Annotated in this window: 19 protein-coding genes; 11 read left to right on the forward strand and 8 right to left on the reverse strand. The window is 58.0% G+C overall.

Going from position 1 to position 16,767, the window contains the following annotated elements; genetic code table 11:
• Positions 1-21 precede the first annotated feature (21 nt).
• From AC2FID_RS06585 to AC2FID_RS06605, 5 genes are read left to right on the forward strand one after another with little or no spacing between them, the layout of a single operon-like run.
• On the forward strand, positions 22-624 hold the full coding sequence (locus AC2FID_RS06585) for a VOC family protein (protein WP_496835985.1): 603 nt from the start codon (positions 22-24) through the stop codon (positions 622-624).
• Positions 621-1,145 carry a GNAT family N-acetyltransferase gene (locus AC2FID_RS06590; protein WP_496835987.1) on the forward strand — a complete coding sequence of 175 codons (525 nt, stop codon included), beginning with the start codon at positions 621-623 and terminating at the stop codon, positions 1,143-1,145. The genes AC2FID_RS06585 and AC2FID_RS06590 overlap by 4 nt, the downstream gene beginning before the upstream one ends.
• Positions 1,146-1,154: 9 nt before the next feature.
• Positions 1,155-1,835: a molecular chaperone DjiA gene (locus AC2FID_RS06595; protein ID WP_058275662.1), complete on the forward strand. Its 681-nt coding sequence runs from the start codon at positions 1,155-1,157 to the stop codon at positions 1,833-1,835.
• A 3-nt stretch (positions 1,836-1,838) separates the two neighbouring features.
• Entirely contained in the window at positions 1,839-2,834 is a 996-nt protein-coding gene (locus AC2FID_RS06600; RefSeq protein WP_496835989.1) for an endonuclease/exonuclease/phosphatase family protein, read from the forward strand.
• Between the two features lie 37 nt (positions 2,835-2,871).
• The gene (locus tag AC2FID_RS06605; RefSeq protein WP_496835990.1) at positions 2,872-3,246 is read left to right on the forward strand and encodes a hypothetical protein; all 375 of its coding nucleotides are present in this window, start codon (positions 2,872-2,874) and stop codon (positions 3,244-3,246) included.
• 3 nt (positions 3,247-3,249) lie between these two features.
• Here the strand turns inward: AC2FID_RS06605 and AC2FID_RS06610 are convergent, their stop codons facing one another.
• The 5 genes from AC2FID_RS06610 to AC2FID_RS06630 all read right to left on the reverse strand — a co-directional run bounded on the left by AC2FID_RS06610 (position 3,250) and on the right by AC2FID_RS06630 (position 9,037).
• Complete coding sequence (locus AC2FID_RS06610) at positions 3,250-4,794, reverse strand: Ppx/GppA family phosphatase (protein ID WP_109313147.1); 1,545 nt, start codon at positions 4,792-4,794, stop codon at positions 3,250-3,252.
• A gap of 49 nt (positions 4,795-4,843) precedes the next feature.
• Entirely contained in the window at positions 4,844-5,533 is a 690-nt protein-coding gene (locus AC2FID_RS06615) for an HdaA/DnaA family protein (RefSeq protein WP_496835991.1), read from the reverse strand.
• A gap of 1 nt (position 5,534) precedes the next feature.
• Positions 5,535-6,608 (reverse strand): AI-2E family transporter, encoded by a 1,074-nt coding sequence (locus AC2FID_RS06620; protein WP_496835993.1) that lies wholly within the window; start codon positions 6,606-6,608, stop codon positions 5,535-5,537.
• Positions 6,609-6,698: 90 nt separating this feature from the next.
• Positions 6,699-7,673, reverse strand: coding sequence for an isopenicillin N synthase family dioxygenase (locus AC2FID_RS06625; RefSeq protein ID WP_496835995.1), 975 nt, complete (start codon positions 7,671-7,673; stop codon positions 6,699-6,701).
• On the reverse strand, positions 7,673-9,037 hold the full coding sequence (locus AC2FID_RS06630; RefSeq protein WP_496835997.1) for an FAD-dependent oxidoreductase: 1,365 nt from the start codon (positions 9,035-9,037) through the stop codon (positions 7,673-7,675). Before AC2FID_RS06630 ends, AC2FID_RS06625 begins: the two co-directional genes overlap by 1 nt.
• Positions 9,038-9,205: 168 nt before the next feature.
• On the opposite strand from AC2FID_RS06630, the gene proS reads away from it, so the two are divergent.
• Together proS and AC2FID_RS06640 are read left to right on the forward strand one after the other, a co-directional pair.
• Positions 9,206-10,546 (forward strand): proline--tRNA ligase, encoded by a 1,341-nt coding sequence (gene proS / locus AC2FID_RS06635; protein WP_058276849.1) that lies wholly within the window; start codon positions 9,206-9,208, stop codon positions 10,544-10,546.
• Positions 10,530-11,423 carry a glycosyltransferase family 2 protein gene (locus AC2FID_RS06640; protein ID WP_282168856.1) on the forward strand — a complete coding sequence of 298 codons (894 nt, stop codon included), beginning with the start codon at positions 10,530-10,532 and terminating at the stop codon, positions 11,421-11,423. Before proS ends, AC2FID_RS06640 begins: the two co-directional genes overlap by 17 nt.
• Before the next feature lie 5 nt (positions 11,424-11,428).
• Here AC2FID_RS06640 and AC2FID_RS06645 read toward each other — a convergent pair whose 3' ends face one another.
• Positions 11,429-11,779 carry a hypothetical protein gene (locus tag AC2FID_RS06645; RefSeq protein ID WP_058275672.1) on the reverse strand — a complete coding sequence of 117 codons (351 nt, stop codon included), beginning with the start codon at positions 11,777-11,779 and terminating at the stop codon, positions 11,429-11,431.
• A 337-nt stretch (positions 11,780-12,116) separates the two neighbouring features.
• Between AC2FID_RS06645 and AC2FID_RS06650 the strand changes: the two genes are divergently transcribed.
• The 3 genes from AC2FID_RS06650 to AC2FID_RS06660 all read left to right on the forward strand — a co-directional run bounded on the left by AC2FID_RS06650 (position 12,117) and on the right by AC2FID_RS06660 (position 15,142).
• Positions 12,117-13,103: a DUF6492 family protein gene (locus AC2FID_RS06650; protein WP_282168855.1), complete on the forward strand. Its 987-nt coding sequence runs from the start codon at positions 12,117-12,119 to the stop codon at positions 13,101-13,103.
• A 64-nt stretch (positions 13,104-13,167) separates the two neighbouring features.
• The gene (locus AC2FID_RS06655) at positions 13,168-14,463 is read left to right on the forward strand and encodes a lipoprotein-releasing ABC transporter permease subunit (RefSeq protein ID WP_282168854.1); all 1,296 of its coding nucleotides are present in this window, start codon (positions 13,168-13,170) and stop codon (positions 14,461-14,463) included.
• Complete coding sequence (locus AC2FID_RS06660; RefSeq protein ID WP_282119099.1) at positions 14,456-15,142, forward strand: ABC transporter ATP-binding protein; 687 nt, start codon at positions 14,456-14,458, stop codon at positions 15,140-15,142. The genes AC2FID_RS06655 and AC2FID_RS06660 overlap by 8 nt, the downstream gene beginning before the upstream one ends.
• On the opposite strand, the gene AC2FID_RS06665 is transcribed toward AC2FID_RS06660, so the two are convergent.
• Positions 15,126-15,563: a DMT family transporter gene (locus tag AC2FID_RS06665; RefSeq protein ID WP_058275676.1), complete on the reverse strand. Its 438-nt coding sequence runs from the start codon at positions 15,561-15,563 to the stop codon at positions 15,126-15,128. The two genes, AC2FID_RS06660 and AC2FID_RS06665, sit on opposite strands and share 17 nt — an antisense overlap.
• 92 nt (positions 15,564-15,655) lie before the next feature.
• Between AC2FID_RS06665 and AC2FID_RS06670 the strand changes: the two genes are divergently transcribed.
• Complete coding sequence (locus AC2FID_RS06670; protein WP_496836000.1) at positions 15,656-16,054, forward strand: c-type cytochrome; 399 nt, start codon at positions 15,656-15,658, stop codon at positions 16,052-16,054.
• 3 nt (positions 16,055-16,057) lie between these two features.
• Here the strand turns inward: AC2FID_RS06670 and AC2FID_RS06675 are convergent, their stop codons facing one another.
• Entirely contained in the window at positions 16,058-16,750 is a 693-nt protein-coding gene (locus AC2FID_RS06675) for a hypothetical protein (protein ID WP_496704650.1), read from the reverse strand.
• Positions 16,751-16,767 lie beyond the last annotated feature (17 nt).

Raw genomic sequence — 16,767 nt, forward strand, 5'->3', positions numbered from 1 at the left:
GTTTTTCATAGGAGGCGCTGCGTGTTACTGGATCATCTGGCGGTTGCGGGCGAAACGCTCGAAGAAGCGTCTGCCCATGTCGAACAGGCATTGGGAGTACCGCTGCAGGACGGCGGCAAGCATGAAACGTTTGGCACATATAACCGCCTGTTAGGATTGCGAGACGGCTTGTATCTTGAGGCCATCGCGATTGACCCACAGGCACCGAACCCGCAAAGAACCAGATGGTTCGATCTGGACCGGTTCAAGGGCGCGCCGAGCCTTACCAACTGGATATGCCAGGTGCCGGACATTTCAGCCTCGTTGACCGTGTTTCCGGATGGGGTGGGCCACCCGATCGATCTGGCCCGCGGGGCGTTACGCTGGCAAATGGCGGTTCCGCCAAACGGGCGTCTGCCCTTCGACAATCTGTTCCCGGCGCTTATTCAGTGGCACGGAGATTTGCATCCGGCAAATATGCTGCAGGATAGCGGCTGCCGTTTGCGTCGGTTGGTGGTTTTTCACCCGGACGCGCTGGAGCTTGCCAGGCTGCTAGGCGAAATGGACGCTGTGGTTTTCGACACAGGCCCGGCCGCATTGCGGGCAGAGTTCGAAACTCCGCATGGGAAACGCGTTTTGGAATGAAAATCAGACAAGCCAAAGCTGCGGACGCCAAAGAGATAGCTGCGATCACCAACGCAATCATCCGCGACACGCTGGTAACCTTCACAACCGACGAACGCAGTGTGGACAGCATTGCGTGTGACATCGAAGCGCGCGGTCCGGCCTATCTTGTGGCAGAACAGGACGACCAGATTCTTGGGTTTGCCACCTATGGTCCGTTTCGATCCGGTCCGGGATACGCGCAGTGCCGAGAGCTAACGATCCAACTGGCCACTGATGCGCGTGAACAAGGTACGGGGCGCGTTTTGATGCGGGCGCTTGAGGCCGCCGCCCGGGCAGAGGGAACTTATGCACTGGTGGCGGGGATTTCTTCGGCAAATCCGGGGGCAGTATCTTTTCACGCGGCCGTGGGCTTTGTCGAGGTCGGGCGCATGCCCGAGGTTGGGTTCAAGTGGGGGAAACGTCTGGACCTTGTGCTGATGCAGAAAATTCTTGCCGCAGACGGTTTGGTTGCACCTGACAGTCCCGATTTGGGACGCTAGGGTGCGCTCATGTCGATCTGGATCCGTATATCCGATGCGCTAAGCGCGCTTGCCCAGGGTGAAAGCCTTACCGCAGTCTTTGAAAAGCTGCGCTCGCCGCCCGAACGGTCGGTGGCCTTCACCATCGCTGTGATCGCATTGGGTGCGAAAATGGCCAAGGCGGATGGGCAGGTGACGCGAGATGAGGTCACGGCGTTTCGCGACGTGTTCCAGATTGCCCGCGATGATGAGGAAGGCGCGGCACGCGTGTTCAACATGGCCCGCACGGATGTTGCAGGCTATCAGGATTATGCCCGCAAGATCGCGCGCATGTTTTCTGAGGACAGCACCACGCTGTGCGATTTGATGGAGGGGCTGTTCCACATCGCCATGGCGGACGGGTTCTATCACCCCAACGAAAACGAGTTTCTGGAAGAGGTCAGCCATATTTTCGGCCAGACCGATGCGCAGTTCATGGCCTTGCGTGCCCGTTTTGTGCCTGATGCGCCCAATGATCCTTACACGGTTCTTGGGGTGCCACGGGACATGCCGTTACCCGATATTCGCAAGGTTTGGCGGCAACTTGTGCGCGAAACGCATCCCGATGCGATGTTGGCACGTGGTGTCCCAGAAGAGGCCGTACGTTTGGCAGAAAAGAAGATGATCGACATCAACCGCGCCTGGGACGAAATCAACGGCGCGCAGGCCTGAGGCATGCGCCTCGCGACTTATAACATCGAGTGGTTCGCCAATCTGTTTGATCGTCATGACGAACTGATCGCCGATGACAGTTGGTCAGGTCGCCATGATGTCACCAAGGCGCAACAGATCGAGGCTATCGCCAAAGTTTTGACGGCGATCGATGCGGATGCTGTGCTGGTTGTCGAAGCACCAAACACAGGGAAATCTCAGAACACGGTCCGCGCGCTACAAAACTTTGCCGAGGCTTTCGATCTGCGCACCAGCGAAGCCGTGATGGGATTTGCCAACGATACACATCAAGAACTGGCTTTGTTGTATGACCCGCGCGTTCTGACGGTGCGACATGATCCAAAAGACGGAGGGCAACGGGCTCCGCGTTTCGACCAGGTGTTTCACATCGACCTCGATATCGACGCAACCGAGGATCAGGTGCAGTTTTCCAAGCCGCCTATGGAATTGGCAGTTGAAACCAAGGCAGGCGAACGGTTCCGTCTTATTGGCGCGCATCTGAAGTCAAAGGCGCCTCATGGGGCGGAAACCCGCGATGCGGCGATCCGCATCTCGATCGCCAATCGCCGGAAACAGCTGGCTCAGGCGATCTGGCTGGGCAGGCGGATCAAGGCGCATCTGGCGGCTGATGAACAGGTGATCTTAATGGGCGATCTGAACGATGGTCCGGGGCTGGACGAATTTGAAAACTTGTTTGGTCGCTCTTCGGTTGAAATCCTGCTGCAATCGGGGGTGTTCGACCCCCACGCGGATACGGCCTTCGGGTCAGAACCGGGTGAACGCCCGTCGACCGCGCGCTTTTATCGGCCCCAAGATCGCGGGTATCTTGAGGCGTTGTTGGACTATATTATGATCAGCGATGGGTTAAAGGATCGTCGCCCGGTCTGGCGCATATGGCATCCGTTTCGCGATCCGGCTTGCCGTGATGCGCAGGATCTACATGAAGCGTTGCTAACCGCGTCTGACCATTTCCCTGTCACTCTGGATATCGAGCTGTGACCTTCCAACCGACTTTTAGTTGCCCTATGTTTTGGATATGAGACGTTTCATTCCAATCTGCGCGCTGACCGTCACTTTTGCCCTTCCGGCCTCTGCCGAGGAAGAGGGGAACAAATCCCTGATGGAGCAGGGGGCAGAGCTGTTCTTTGAAGGCTTGCGCCAGGAGATGGAGCCTGCATTGGATGAACTGCTGGGCCTGGCCGAACAGTTTGGCCCTGCAATGCAGTCATTTATTGCGGAAATGGGGCCCGCCTTGGCCGAGCTGGCAGATGAGATTGAGGATTGGAGCGCCTATGAAGCACCCGAGATCCTGCCTAACGGCGATATAATTATCCGCAAAAAACCACCGCAGAACCCAGATGCCCAGCCAGAGATCCCTGAAGACGCGCCTGAGGGCGAAACCGAGATTTGATATCTAGTCCCGGATGATGACGCGGGTTTCGGATTTCAAAGCGTTGCCGAGTGACTTTAGCCGCGCCTCAGCCACTTCGTTGAACAGGGGGCGTGCGGCAGTTGGCAGGAACAGGTCCAGTTGTTGCTTCTTGGGGTAAAACTTCAAAGTCGCCATCGGCGCATCGTTCTGCATCCACAGCATGGCACCAAACCGCATGGCTTTTCCGAGAATCTCGGCCTGTTTCTGGTCTTTCTCGTCTAGGAGTTCGTATAGTGCGGTGAAGCGGTTGCCCTCGCGTTTGTTGCGATACCGGTGCTGCAGGGCCAGCCCGATATAGACTCGTTCCGAGTGCTTCAAGCCGCCCAGATTGGCACGTGTGACGTAGTCGAAACAGACCTCGGCGCGATAGTCAGGATGCGCGCGCCAGCTGACGTCGTGCAACAGACAGGCCGCCTTTATCAGGCGGATGCGCGCGGGTGGGGCTGATTTGAACAGCGGCATCACGAAATCGAGCAGATGTTTTCCGAAACCGGGCAGGCGGGCGTCCTTGGCTTCGGAAAAACGGCTCGCCTCGATCAACGGATCGCGGTCCCGCAGGTTTTGTGGCATCTGCTCGTAAAGCAGACCCTCGCGGATACCATAGCTGGAAATGGCGATATCCTTGGGTTTGAACGTGCGAATCAAGCGTGCCAGCACATCCATCGCATAGGGGATCAGCGCCATCCGTGATCCCGACACACCGGCTTTGCTGCGCAGCTTTTCCGGGTCACCTTTTTCGATGAATTTAATGGTCTCGCGCACCTGCTTGGTGGTCATGCGATATTCATGCAGCACGTTCAGGGGATAACCCCGACGCAGCATGTCCAGGCGCGCAAAGGCCCGCCAGCTTCCGCCTACAAGGAACAAGCGATCGCGTTGCGGCCCCATCTGGTCGCGCAGATCCTCCATCGTGGATTTGATGTGCGCCTTGCGCGCACGCCGCCCACCTTTGATGTCCCGCAGTTTCAGCGGCCCCAGCGCCGAGGTCAGACGCCGACCGACACCGCCGTCTCCGATCTCGGCCAATTCCATTGAGGACCCGCCGATGTCACAGATCAGGCCATATGCGCCGGGCCATCCAAGCAGGACACCCTGCGCGGACAGGCGAGCCTCTTCATCGCCGTTAATGACCGATACGGTCAGGCCGGTTTCGGCTTTGACCTCGGCACAAAACTCGGGGCCATCCTCGGCCTCGCGCACGGCTGCGGTGGCGACGACATGCAGGCCGGGCAGGCCAAGGTCATCGGAGAGTTGGGCAAACCGGCCCAAAGCGGCCAGGGCGCGTTTGCGGCCCGTCGGGTTGAGCCGCCCTGTGTCCGAAAGGCCCGCGCCGAGCTCGCACATCACTTTCTCATTGTAGAAATAAGCCGGTGAGCGCGCGGCACCGTCAAAAATCACCATCCGGACTGAGTTTGATCCGACGTCAACCACGCCCACGCGTGACAGAGCTCGGGCTTGGGGGTCATCAAAGAGGGGCTTTCCGAACGGACCCCAGTCAGGGATTTCGGTAACGACAGTCTGATCCATGTCTCTTCCAGATATTCCGCGTGCAGAATGCGAGATGACCCGGCGTGGGTCAATTCCCAGATTGGATATCATCCAAATCTGCGCTCAAAACACGCACCGCCAAGGCGCGGGTAATGTCGCGCTTTTCCGATAGCGCAAGCTGGTCCAGTTGCGCCACGACACTGGCGGCAGTTTCAAAGCGCCGGTCCATATGTTTGACCAGATAGGCGATAACCTCGGGGCTGGGGTTCAATTGCCGGTCCACGAACAGCTTGGCCAGAACCGCGCCCAGCAATGCGTCATCCGGCGGGTCAAGCGCTACGTGATGCGCGCCCTCGATCCGGCTTTGGAGATCGGGCAACGGAAGTTGCCAGAAATTAGGGGCCAGCCGTCCAGTCATGAGAAGGGCGTTGCCTTCGGCCAACACAAGATTGTGCAAGTGAAACAGTGTTTTCTGTTGTTCTACGTCGCCCGCGATCATTGGGATGTCTTCGACCGCGACAGGTGTGCGTGCCAGATTCGGCACGTCTTCGTGACGCACATCTGCGGCCTGAATGATCCGACCACCGGTTTCCGCCGCCCAGACATGTGCCAGATGGGTTTTGCCCGCACCCGCAGGGCCGCTCAGAACCAGTTTGTTGCCCGGCCAAGACGTGGCCGAGATCATTGCAACCGCAAGTGCATTCGCGGGAGAGACGAAAAAATCCTCACGCCCCAGCGCGGTTTTGGCTGGAAGATCAAAGCTTAGCTGAAGGGCCATCTTAGAGGTCTTCCTGATCCGCGCTTTCGAGGCCGGTATATAGACGGCTGCCCAGATAGACCGATGTTGCGTACCGCGCCAGTACGCCTAGTGCGGCAGCAACGGGCACGGCGATCAGCATCCCGACAAAGCCGAACAAGGCGCCGAATACTGACAGCGCCAGCAGCAACCATACTGGGTGCAAACCCACTGAGCTACCTACAAGCTTTGGCGTCAGGAAATTGCCTTCGGTTACCTGACCCAGCGCAAAGATCCCGGCAACCAAACCGATCTGCGCCCAATCCCCCCAGAACTGAAACAGCGCCAGACCGATGGCCAGCGTGCCGCCGATAAGCGCGCCGAGGTAGGGAATGAATGTGACCAGACCCGCGATGAAACCGACGATCAGTCCGAACTGCAGGCCGACCGCCATCAGGGCTACGGCGTAATAGGTGCCAAGGATCAGGCAGACCGTGCCCATGCCGCGCACGAATGAGGCCAGAACGGCGTCAATTTCCCCGGCCAGGCGTTTGATCGTAGGGGCGTGGTCGCGGGGCAGCAGATCACCGATCCGGGCGATCATGCGGTCCCAGTCCAGCAGCATGTAGACGGCCACAACCGGAACAATGACCAACAGAACTACGACGTTGATCGCCGAACCCAATGAGGCAGCGACGGATTGCAAGACATCGCCTGTTTTGGATTTCAGCGTTTCGCCCAAAGAGACAAGGAATTGGTGCGAATTGGATTCGCGGTCAAGAAGGGACGGGAACTGTTGTTCGATGAAGCTACGCAGTTGTTGGAACAGGCTTGGCATAACTTCGACCAGTTCGATCAACTGGGTAATCAGCGCAGGAACAACCATCAGGATTGCTAGAGCAAAGCCCAGAATGCCGACAACTGTGATGATCGCCGTGGCCGCCATACGCGACAGGCCCAGATTTTCCAGCCGATCTGCGATCGGATCAAGGAAATAGGCGATTGCACCGCCAATCACAAACGGTAGTAAAACGTCGCCAAGCGCCCATAGGCAAAGCACAAAAATGACAGCCGCGACGCCCCAGTATCTGAGTTGATCCTTTACCGGCAAGGCCATGCTCGTCCCCTTGTTCTTGGCTCTTACTGGTGTTCTTGGCGTAAGCGGCCACGTGATGCAAGCGGTTCATGCCATGGAAATTTCCAAGGATTATGAGCTGAGCGTCCCAAGCTCGGGTGTATCGACGGTGGCATTTTCATCGGGCCAGTTGGTGCGCCAGATTTCGGCGGACCAATGTCCGCAATGAACAGATGGTCGATCAAAGCCGGGCAGGGGCGGCAGTAGCGGTTCAACGATCACGTCATGACGCGGAACTGCGAAATATGGGAAGGAATAGCGTTCTTTGCCAGATTTATTGACCACCCGATGCGCAGTGGATTTAAGCTGTCCGCCGGACCAAAGCTCAAGCATATCGCCGATATTCACGACAAAGCCGCCGGGTGGGCAATCCGGGGTGATCCATCCGCCATTGCGGGTCTGCACCTCAAGCCCGCCGACGGGGTCGGGGGCGATGATGGTCAGGGCATCCGTGTCCTTGTGCGGATGAATGCCAAAGCCTTCCTCATCCGGGGCCTGCGGCGGATAGTGCAACAGTGTCATGTTGGTCATGGGGGTTGCAAAAGCCGCTTTCAGGACGTTGGGCTTCAGACCCAGCCCAATTTCAAGCGCGCCCAGCAGCAGTTCGGCCACGTGGTCCAGTTGCGACCAAAACTCCAATATCACATCCTGTGCGCCCGGTATCTCCGCTGGCCAGAGGTTCGGTCCATAAAGCGCACAATCATCGCGAACCGGGTGGTCCTCGGAAACTTCGAAATGAAGCTTGTAACCTTCGTATTTGTCCGCTTTGCCCGAGCCATCATTGGGCGTGAAGAAACCCATGGGGATATATCCGCGATAGTTGTCGCGGGTGATCGCCTGATCCCACTTGCTCTGTTCATCGATGTCAAAGATCGCGCGCGTCTTGACGCGGACCTGATTAACGGTTTCAGGCGAAACCCCAGTGCCTGTGATGGAGAGAAAGCCGATGTCGGTGCAGGCGTCCAATATCCGCTGAACGGTTGCGTCATGGTCCGGATGGGCCGTGTCTTTCAGTGGCGAGATGTCGATCGTCGGGATTGATTGCATCAGTGAATCCTCACGCCTTGCCGATCCAGCTCAGTGTGAACAGGGGCGAGGTTCATCTCGTGCAGACCCTGATTGCTTTTTAGCGACATGGCTGCGGCAATTCCTGCACCCTGACCCATGACCGCGCAGCAAGCCATGTTGCGGGTTGCAGCGTGGGCAACTTTGTCCGCACCATGCGAGCGGCCCGCAATCAAGAGGCCTTTGACGCCTTTGGGCAGCATCGAGCGATAGGGAACCTGCATATATCGCCCGGTAGTCGGAAGGATAAGGATGCCATAGCCATCAATGAATTCAGGGTAGATGCCGATCGTGTCCTCAAACCGGCCCTGATGGCGGGCGTCATCTTCAGTCATGTTATAGACCGCGTCGATCTTCCGCGTGTCGCGAATGCCGATGGTCATCCCAAAATTGCGCAGCCGCGCGTTCTCACACCCCGGCATAAAGCGACGAAGCGCCTCGATTGCCAGCATGGATTGGCGGCGGCCTTCAATCTCGCCCTTTGTCAGACTGTCGGGGTCGGTCCCGTCGATTTCGCCCAGATGGATGAGGTTCATATAGGTCAGCTCACCCGTGTCGTGCATTGCACCCCATGTGCCCGCGATGGTGTTCAGATGCGGCGGGATCAGGCCCTGATCGATGGCCTGCTGGAACGGCTTGTGCACGAAGGGGGAAAACATGTCGTCTTCTTTGCCCGAAGTTTCGATGTTCCACTCGCCGCCGCCGCCCCAATCCTTGTAGGTCTGCGGATCGGCTTTGACACCTTCCATGAACGCGCGTTTGTCGACACCGGCCAGATGGAACATGACCGAGGCTGCCATCATGTCTTCGCGGGCGGTTTTGTGGGTTGGCGCGCCTGCGCGGTGGGCTACATCGGCGTCGCCGGTGGCGTCGATCACCAACTTGGCCAGGATTGCTTCACGCCCAGCTTTGGATTCGGTGATGATGCCTGTGATCCGGTCTCCCTCCATGATCGGAGCGACGAATTGCCGGTGCAGCATCGGATGAACGCCTGCCTCTTCAACCAGCTTGTCGGCCACTAGCTTAAAACCTTCGCTGTCCAACTCATAGCTCAGCGACTGGCTTTCGGGCACCGCGGCGCCCATGTCCTTGGCGCGGGTCTCGAACTCCATGCCGATTCCACCAGCTTCGACCGTCTGTTCATGGCGATACCAGGCGAAGCCCTCAACACCCACGGCGGTGATGTTGCCACCCATGCAGCCGAAGCGGTCGACCAGCGACACCTCGACCCCGGCCCGAGCGGCGGCCAGCGCGGCGGCTAGCCCTGCCGGTCCTGACCCGACCACAAGAACGTCTGTCTGATGAACAACCGGTATTTGACGCGCGGGTTCCTGAATGGTTTGCATGGGTGCCCCCTGGAATTGGTATTTCAGTCACAATTGAAAACCCTGACTGGCGGGTCAATCAAAAAACCGACTGGCCCGAGGTCGCAAATTAACCAATGCATGATTGCCCCCGGCGGGGCTTTGGCATAAGCAACTTTGAAGTCCAAATTCACCTTCAAAGGTTCACCAATGCGCCTCAGCCGTTACTTTCTGCCCGTTCTCAAGGAAAACCCCTCCGAGGCCCAGATCGTCAGCCACCGGCTGATGCTGCGCGCCGGGATGATCAAGCAAGCTGCTGCCGGAATTTATTCATGGTTGCCGCTGGGTTTCAAAGTGCTGCGTAAGCTGGAAAACATCATCCATGAAGAGCAGGCACGCGCTGGCCACATCGCGATCCAGATGCCCATCATCCAGTCGGCGGACCTGTGGCGCGAATCCGGGCGGTATGATGACTACGGTCAGGAAATGCTGCGCATGAAAGACCGGCATGACCGGGATATGCTGTTCACACCGACTGCCGAAGAACTGGTCACCGACATCTTCCGCGGTCATGTGAGTAGCTACAAAGACTTGCCGCTGACGCTGTACCAAATCCAGTGGAAGTTCCGCGACGAAATCCGCCCCCGTTTCGGCGTAATGCGCGGACGTGAGTTCTATATGAAGGACGGGTACAATTTCGACCTGACCAAAGAAGACTCGCTGCACGCCTATAACCGCCATCTGGTCACATATCTGCGCACCTATGAGCGCATGGGTCTGCAAGCCATACCGATGCGTGCCGATTCCGGCCCTATCGGTGGCGACAACACGCACGAGTTCCTCGTTCTGGCCGATACCGGTGAATCTGAGGTGTTCTATGACAGTGCAGTCACCGATCTGACCTTTGGTGATCGTCAGATCGACTATGACAGTCACGAGCAGTGTCAGGCCATTCTCGAAGAGTTCACCTCGAAATACGCGCGCACGGATGAAACCCATGACGAGGCGCTGTTCAATCAGGTCCCCGAAGAGCGTCGCCGTGTGGCGCGCGGGATCGAGGTTGGTCAGATCTTCTACTTCGGCACCAAGTATTCCGAAGCCATGGGCGCAACTGTTCAAGGCCCCGATGGAAAGCCGGTTCCTGTTCACATGGGCAGCCACGGTATCGGCGTCAGCCGCCTGATCGGCGCGATCATCGAGGCCAGCCATGACGACAAGGGCATCATCTGGCCCGAAGGCGTGACTCCGTTCCATTGCGGTATCGTCAACCTGAAACAGGGTGATGACGAGGCCGACGCCGCCTGTAACAAGATCTACGGCGCGCTGACTGCGCTGGGCCTCGACCCGTTGTATGATGACCGTAAGGAACGGGCAGGGGGCAAGTTCGCCACTATGGACCTGATCGGTCTGCCCTGGCGTATCACCGTTGGCCCGCGCGGGCTGAAAAACGGAGTAGTTGAACTGACCTGTCGCCGTACAGGCGAAAGCGAGGAGATGTCCCCCGAAGCCGCCGTCACCAAGATCGCCGAGATCTATGAGCGCATCGCCTGATACCTCAGACGCGCCGCTAATCTCGGTCATCACCGCGACCTATGACCTGCTATCGCAAGGACGGCAGGACAGTTTTCGCGAGGTGATTGAGTGCATGGCGCGTCAGAATTGCGACCGGGCTGAGCATATCGTTCAGGATGGGGCCTCGACCGATGGTACGGTCGAGGTTCTACAGGACCTGACTGCGGACGCAGCTCGCACTCGGCTGATTAGCGAACCGGATACCGGTTTGTATGACGCGATGAACAAGGGGGCGCAGGCCGCGCGAGGGGAATATCTGTTGTTCCTGAACTCGGATGACTCGCTGGCATCCGACGACATTTTGAACATCGCCGCTGATCGGCTTGAAGCGACACAGCCGGATTTCCTGTTCGGCTCGACCCTGCGCCGGTTCGAGGATGGGTCGGAAAGCCGAGAGAAACGGATGTCGCTGACAGCGATTCTGCAGCGGATGCCGTTCTGTCATAACTCTGTGTTGCTGAAGCGGGATGTGTTTTTGGCGCTGGGCGGACATGACACTCAATTTAGCGTCGCGGCCGATTACGATCTGATGTTACGCCTTTTGACCGAAGGGTATCAGGGCGAGCGCATTGACGACCCGATATCCATGTTCTGGGGCAGGGGCGCTACGAGCGACGATGCCGCAACAGCGGAAGACTACGCCCGTGTCTGGATGAATTACTACAGCGGGTACAGGTCGGCCGATGGCCTAACACAGTCCGATTTCGCTCGATATTACCGACGCGGTCACATGCCCGCGGCCCTGATCCTTGAGCGCTTGTTAAAGCCCGGCACGTCGGATGCCATCAAAGCCGCCGCGCGCCATAGTCTGTGGAAGACGACACGCCGATCCGTTCAGTTCTGGCGCAGCTTTTAGGCGCGTCAGGCTGTCGGTCGGGCGGTCAGAACATCTCCGTCTGCCTCATGGCCCCGTGCGACAACGACTGGACGGCCCAGCCGTCGCACCAAATCCCTGAACTCAAGGCCCAGAAAGCGCAGACCGCAAATCCGGTCTCCGGTAGTTTGATCGGTTAGGCACATCCGTCCATCCCGGAAGACCAGGCGATACCCCTTGTCGTTCAGGATGTCGGTCAGACCAGCCCAGCTTGCCGCGCTGGCAAAGATCGGAAGGATCGTTGCTCGCAGTAGAACTGCGGATTCACAATCCAGTTCTGTTGATGTTTGTCGGACCGAAAATGCGTCCGGTTGTTCAGTTTCAATTCGAATACTCATGAGCGACCCCCGCTCTAAAAAATGTATTCCCCCACAATCAGGGTGACAAAGTTTCCAAAAATAAGCAAAACGCGAAATAAAGTTGCGTTTCAAATGTTGCATTTTGAGTTCAGTTTGCCTCGCCATGCTCACATTGACTTCATACCTGAAACAATACCGGGCTGTCTGTGAAGAGCGTCACAACCGGGGGTATATTTTGGTGGCGGACGATCTCCTTAAATTCGTGTGACCGTTCGACCCGTGGCCCTACTGATTCGCATTTTCGAGGCTTTGAGAGTGAATTTGACCGCGCCGAAATTGCTGATAAACCGAGCAAAACGATGAAAGGGCCCGCGCTGTGCTGAGTTTCGCGACCGTCGTGTATTCCAAGGACTTTCCCCTGCTTGAACTTCAGGCGCTGTCTTTTGCCCGTTTTGTCGATCCGGACATGGTTTCGTCGATTCACGTGATCATGAATGACTGCGACGAAGATACGCTCAGGGCAAAAATCGAACCCCTTTTGGCTTCATACGGCCCACTGCGATCCAAGGTTCAGGTCCTGGGCGGCGATGACCTGTTGTTGCAGCCCGGTCAGTACGCGCGGCGATCCTTGTCGGATCGGATCATGATCGAAAATCGGTTTCGTATTCCCGGCATTCGCAGGCAGGGGTGGCGCGGGTCCAACGGGTATCGCAGTCAGCAAGTTCTGAAGCTGGGCGCCGCGCGCGTTGCGGCGTCCGAGAACATGGTTATCCTGGACACCAAGAATGTCTTTCTACGTAGCTTTGACCCGGCTGAGTTCTTTGCTGACAACGGTGCGGCGCGTATCGCTTTCATCGACGTCCAAAGCGATTACCACCGCAATTGGCTGGTCGAGAGCCTTGATGCTCTGGGCGCGTCAGGTGCCGACCTCAACGGGTTAAGGACTACGACATTTGCGACCCCTTTCGCGATGCGCCGATCCTTGGCCTTGGCGCTGCTGGACGAGATCAATGATCGCTACGGTTCGGTTCAGGCGCTGTTCGGATCGCGCAGGCGACCGTCCGAGTTCATGTTGCTGAATGCGTTCTGCCTCAAATCGCCGGATGGCTATGCACCGTGGTTCGAGGACCACGCGCAATGCAATATCGGGCTCTGGCCGACCTATTCGCCCGAGGAAATGGCATCGCAGTTGGCGATGCTGGATGATCCCGCTGCATTGACGTTGGGTCTACATAACCGCGCCTTGTCGCTGTTGCCCGGCGATCTGCGGGATCGTGTGTTTTCCGAGTTGGAAGACAGGGGTATTTGTACCCGACCGCGCGCCGAAGAGGTGCTAAACCGCGCGGCAACGCTGACCGGCTGACAACCGGCTTGACCATCCGGTGAAATGCCGAAAGGGTCGCGACAACAAAATAACCGGAGCAGGCATGGCCAGAACACCCCCGCCCTTTGCCCTATTTGAGTGGAAAATCGCGTGGCGTTACCTGCGCGCGCGCCGTGTCGAAGGTGGCGTGAGCGTTATGACGTGGATTTCCCTGATCGGGATCACGCTGGCCGTCTTTGCCCTGATTGCCACTCTGGCCGTCCGTTCTGGATTTCGGTCCGAATTCGTCGGCACTATTCTGGGCGCAAACGCCCATGTGACTGTGTACTCCGCCGGAGAGTTTGATGCGCAGGGGCGCGTTGACCGCACAATCGCGGAATATGAAGAGATGACCAGCCGGATCGCGCAGGTTCCGGGCGTGGAACGTGCGGCCCCGCTGGTCAAAGGACAGGTCCTGATTACCAATCGCGATCGCAGCAGCGGGGTAGAGGTCTTTGGTATCCGCCCCGACGACCTGCGCGATCTGCCCGGCGTCGCGCAAAGCGAACAGGCCGTCGGTGATCTGACCCAGTTTCAAGACGGAGAGGATGTGATTGCCATTGGGTCTGGTGTGGCGCGCAGCATCGGAGCGACGGTCGGTGACACCGTCAAGCTGACCTCACCCAATGGGGTGAAAACCGCCTTTGGGACGTCTCCACGCGTGAACGCTTATCAGGTGGTCTATGTGTTCTCGGCCGGGCGGTATGACATCGACCGCACCCGCGTGTACATGCCGTTCACGCAAGCTCAGAGCTTTTTCAACCGCGACGGTGTGGCCGACGAGATCGAAGTGATGGTCGAACGGCCCGAGGAAATGACCCCGGTTCTGATTCCCATCCTCGAGGCCGCAGGCGGGCGCAGCCAGATCTGGACGTGGCAGGATGCTTCGGGCGGATTTCTGCGTGCGCTTGAGGTTGAGGACAACGTGATGTTCATCATCCTGTCGATCCTCGTCTTGATTGCGGCAATGAATATCGTGTCGGGCTTGATCATGCTGGTGAAAAACAAGGGGCGCGATATTGGCATCCTGCGCACCATTGGCCTGAGCGAAGGGTCGATCCTGCGAGTCTTTTTCATCTGCGGTGCATTCACAGGCATCATCGGTACCGTTATGGGCGTGATCCTCGGCTGCCTGTTTGCCATCTATATCGACCCGATATTCTCATTCGTGAACTACGTCATGGGCGGCGGCGTCTGGGATCCGTCCATTCGCGGCATCTACTCCTTACCCGCTGAGTTGCACCTTTCAGATGTTCTCAAGGCGATTGGGCTGTCGTTGGGGCTGTCATTCATCGTCACCTATTTCCCGGCCCGCCGCGCGGCGCGGCTGAACCCGGTTGAGGCGCTGCGCTATGAATGATCTGACGATGCGGCTGAACGGTTTGACCAAGACCTACCTCAAGGGCACTCCAGGTGAGGTGCAGGTGTTGCGTGGGGTCGATCTGGAATTGCGCGCAGGTGAGGCTGTGGCTTTGGTCGCGCCATCCGGGGCAGGCAAATCGACACTGTTGCACATTGCTGGGCTACTGGACAAACCAGATGAAGGATCAGTTGAGATCGCGGGCCAGAATGTAGCGGGCAGGGGGGATCGAACCCGTACAGCGCTTAGACGGCAGGACGTTGGGTTCGTGTACCAGTTCCATCATTTGTTGCCCGAGTTTACTGCGCTGGAAAACATCACCCTGCCGCAACTGGCTAACGGTGTATCCGAGAAGGCTGCACTGGACAGGGCGATGGCCTTGCTGGACCGCGTTGGAGTGGCGGCACGTGCCAAACACCGCCCCGCCGCCCTGTCAGGGGGCGAGCAGCAGCGTGTTGCGTTTTGCCGGGCCCTGGCGAACAAGCCACGCGTTTTGCTGGCGGATGAACCGACCGGTAACCTGGATCCCGAAACCTCGGATCAGGTATTTGGTGCTTTGATGTCGCTGGTCCGGGATGAAGGGCTTTCAGCGTTGATTGCCACGCATAACATGGATCTGGCCGCGCGGATGGACCGAAAACTGCGGCTGGAGGCGGGCGTTCTTAAGCCAGTTGAGTGATGGCGACACCGGCCGCCATCACGGCGATGCCCCCGGCCCGTATCCATGTCAGCGGCGTGACCTGCGCACCAAACAGGCCAAAATGATCGATGGCCGCCGTGCTGATCAGCTGTCCCAGCAGAACAAAGAACACTGCGTTGCCGACCCCGAAATGGGGGGCAACATGCGTGATCGACAGAACATAAAACGCAATCAAAACACCGGCCAGCAACAAGTGTTTCGGGGCTTGGGCCACTTTGGATAGCGCTTCCATTCCTGGAAACAGCAGCATGACCAGGGCTGACGCCACGAACGCGATGGCAAACAGGACTACGCCGGCGGTTGTCGGGGACCCGATCAGCTTGCCCAGTGCGGCATTCAAAGCCGCCAGAATCGGAACGCCGATCCCGGCCGCCAGCATAATGGCTGCGTATTGTGTCATTGCCCGTATCCTCCCGCTTCGTTGATCTGGATCATTGCGCCAAGCCGCCCGGCGGGCAAGCCTGCAAATGTCAATCGTGACAGGAGGATGCGATGATCAGACCGATGTTCAGGGCCGTTTGTGCGAGTGTTGCTGCGTTGGCGTCTCCGGCCATGGCGCAGAACGTTGAAACCGGTGCCGAACTCTATCAGCATTATTGTGCGACTTGTCATGGGATCGATGCGACCGGGCATGGGCCAATGGCTGGTGTGTTGGTGATACAGCCGACTGATCTGACCCTGCTGGCATCCAGGGATGGAGTATTCCCTACAGCCCGTGTTGTGGCGCGTATCGACGGGCGTGATCCCTTGGTCAGTCATGGCAGCCCGATGCCGGTTTACGGTCCTTATTTCGACGGGCAGGATACCAGAATGAAAACACCCGATGGGCAGCCGATCCTGACCAGTCAGCCGATTGTGGATCTGGTGGCTTATCTGGAGACGCTGCAATAAGGCTTAGCCTTCGCGGCAAATCCCTTCGACCTTCGCTCCGCTCCACGGAATGACAACGGCACGCTCGCGCTGCGCGCCAGGCAGCGGTGACAAGTCGAAATGCGCGCCCAACATGTCATGCAAGCGCAGGGTCCGCGGTGCGGTAGGGTCCAATGCCCGGCAGCAGACGTATTCCTCGACGATCGCCCCCTGTTGTTCGAATCCATAGGATAGAAAATCAGGCGATGTCTGCAGGTCGAACAAGTACGGGTCCTTGCTTCCGCCATGTTCGGCGGCGGCTCGCAAGGGATGGTAACCAGTGGACTGGCGGTTCTGCCATTGCCAGACGTGTGTCAGTTCGTGTGCAAGCAACATCCCGGCAATCAGGTCCATCTGTTCCGGGAAATCGGACATATAGTCCTCAAGGTACCAGTCCTTGTTAAAATAGACCTTATTGAACAGCGCAACAGCGGCGGGTTTCGCGGTTACGACCCCTTCTTCGGTTGGTGGCAGGATACGTTCCCGACAGGCCAGGCGCGGCCGGTCCTTGCGGTAAAACGTGATCGGCGTTACCGGCGCACCTTCGACAAGTCGCACGCGATCCAAATCCAGCGTGTCGCCTTGAACGGCACTTGCAAATGCGCGTTCCTGATCCGTCAAAGGGCGACCACAGGCAGCAAGCAAAATTAATAGCGTCATCAAAATACGAAAGGCCATAATCAAAGCCTAATGCG

The sequence above is a fragment of the Ruegeria sp. CDSC068 genome, from assembly GCF_059610545.1.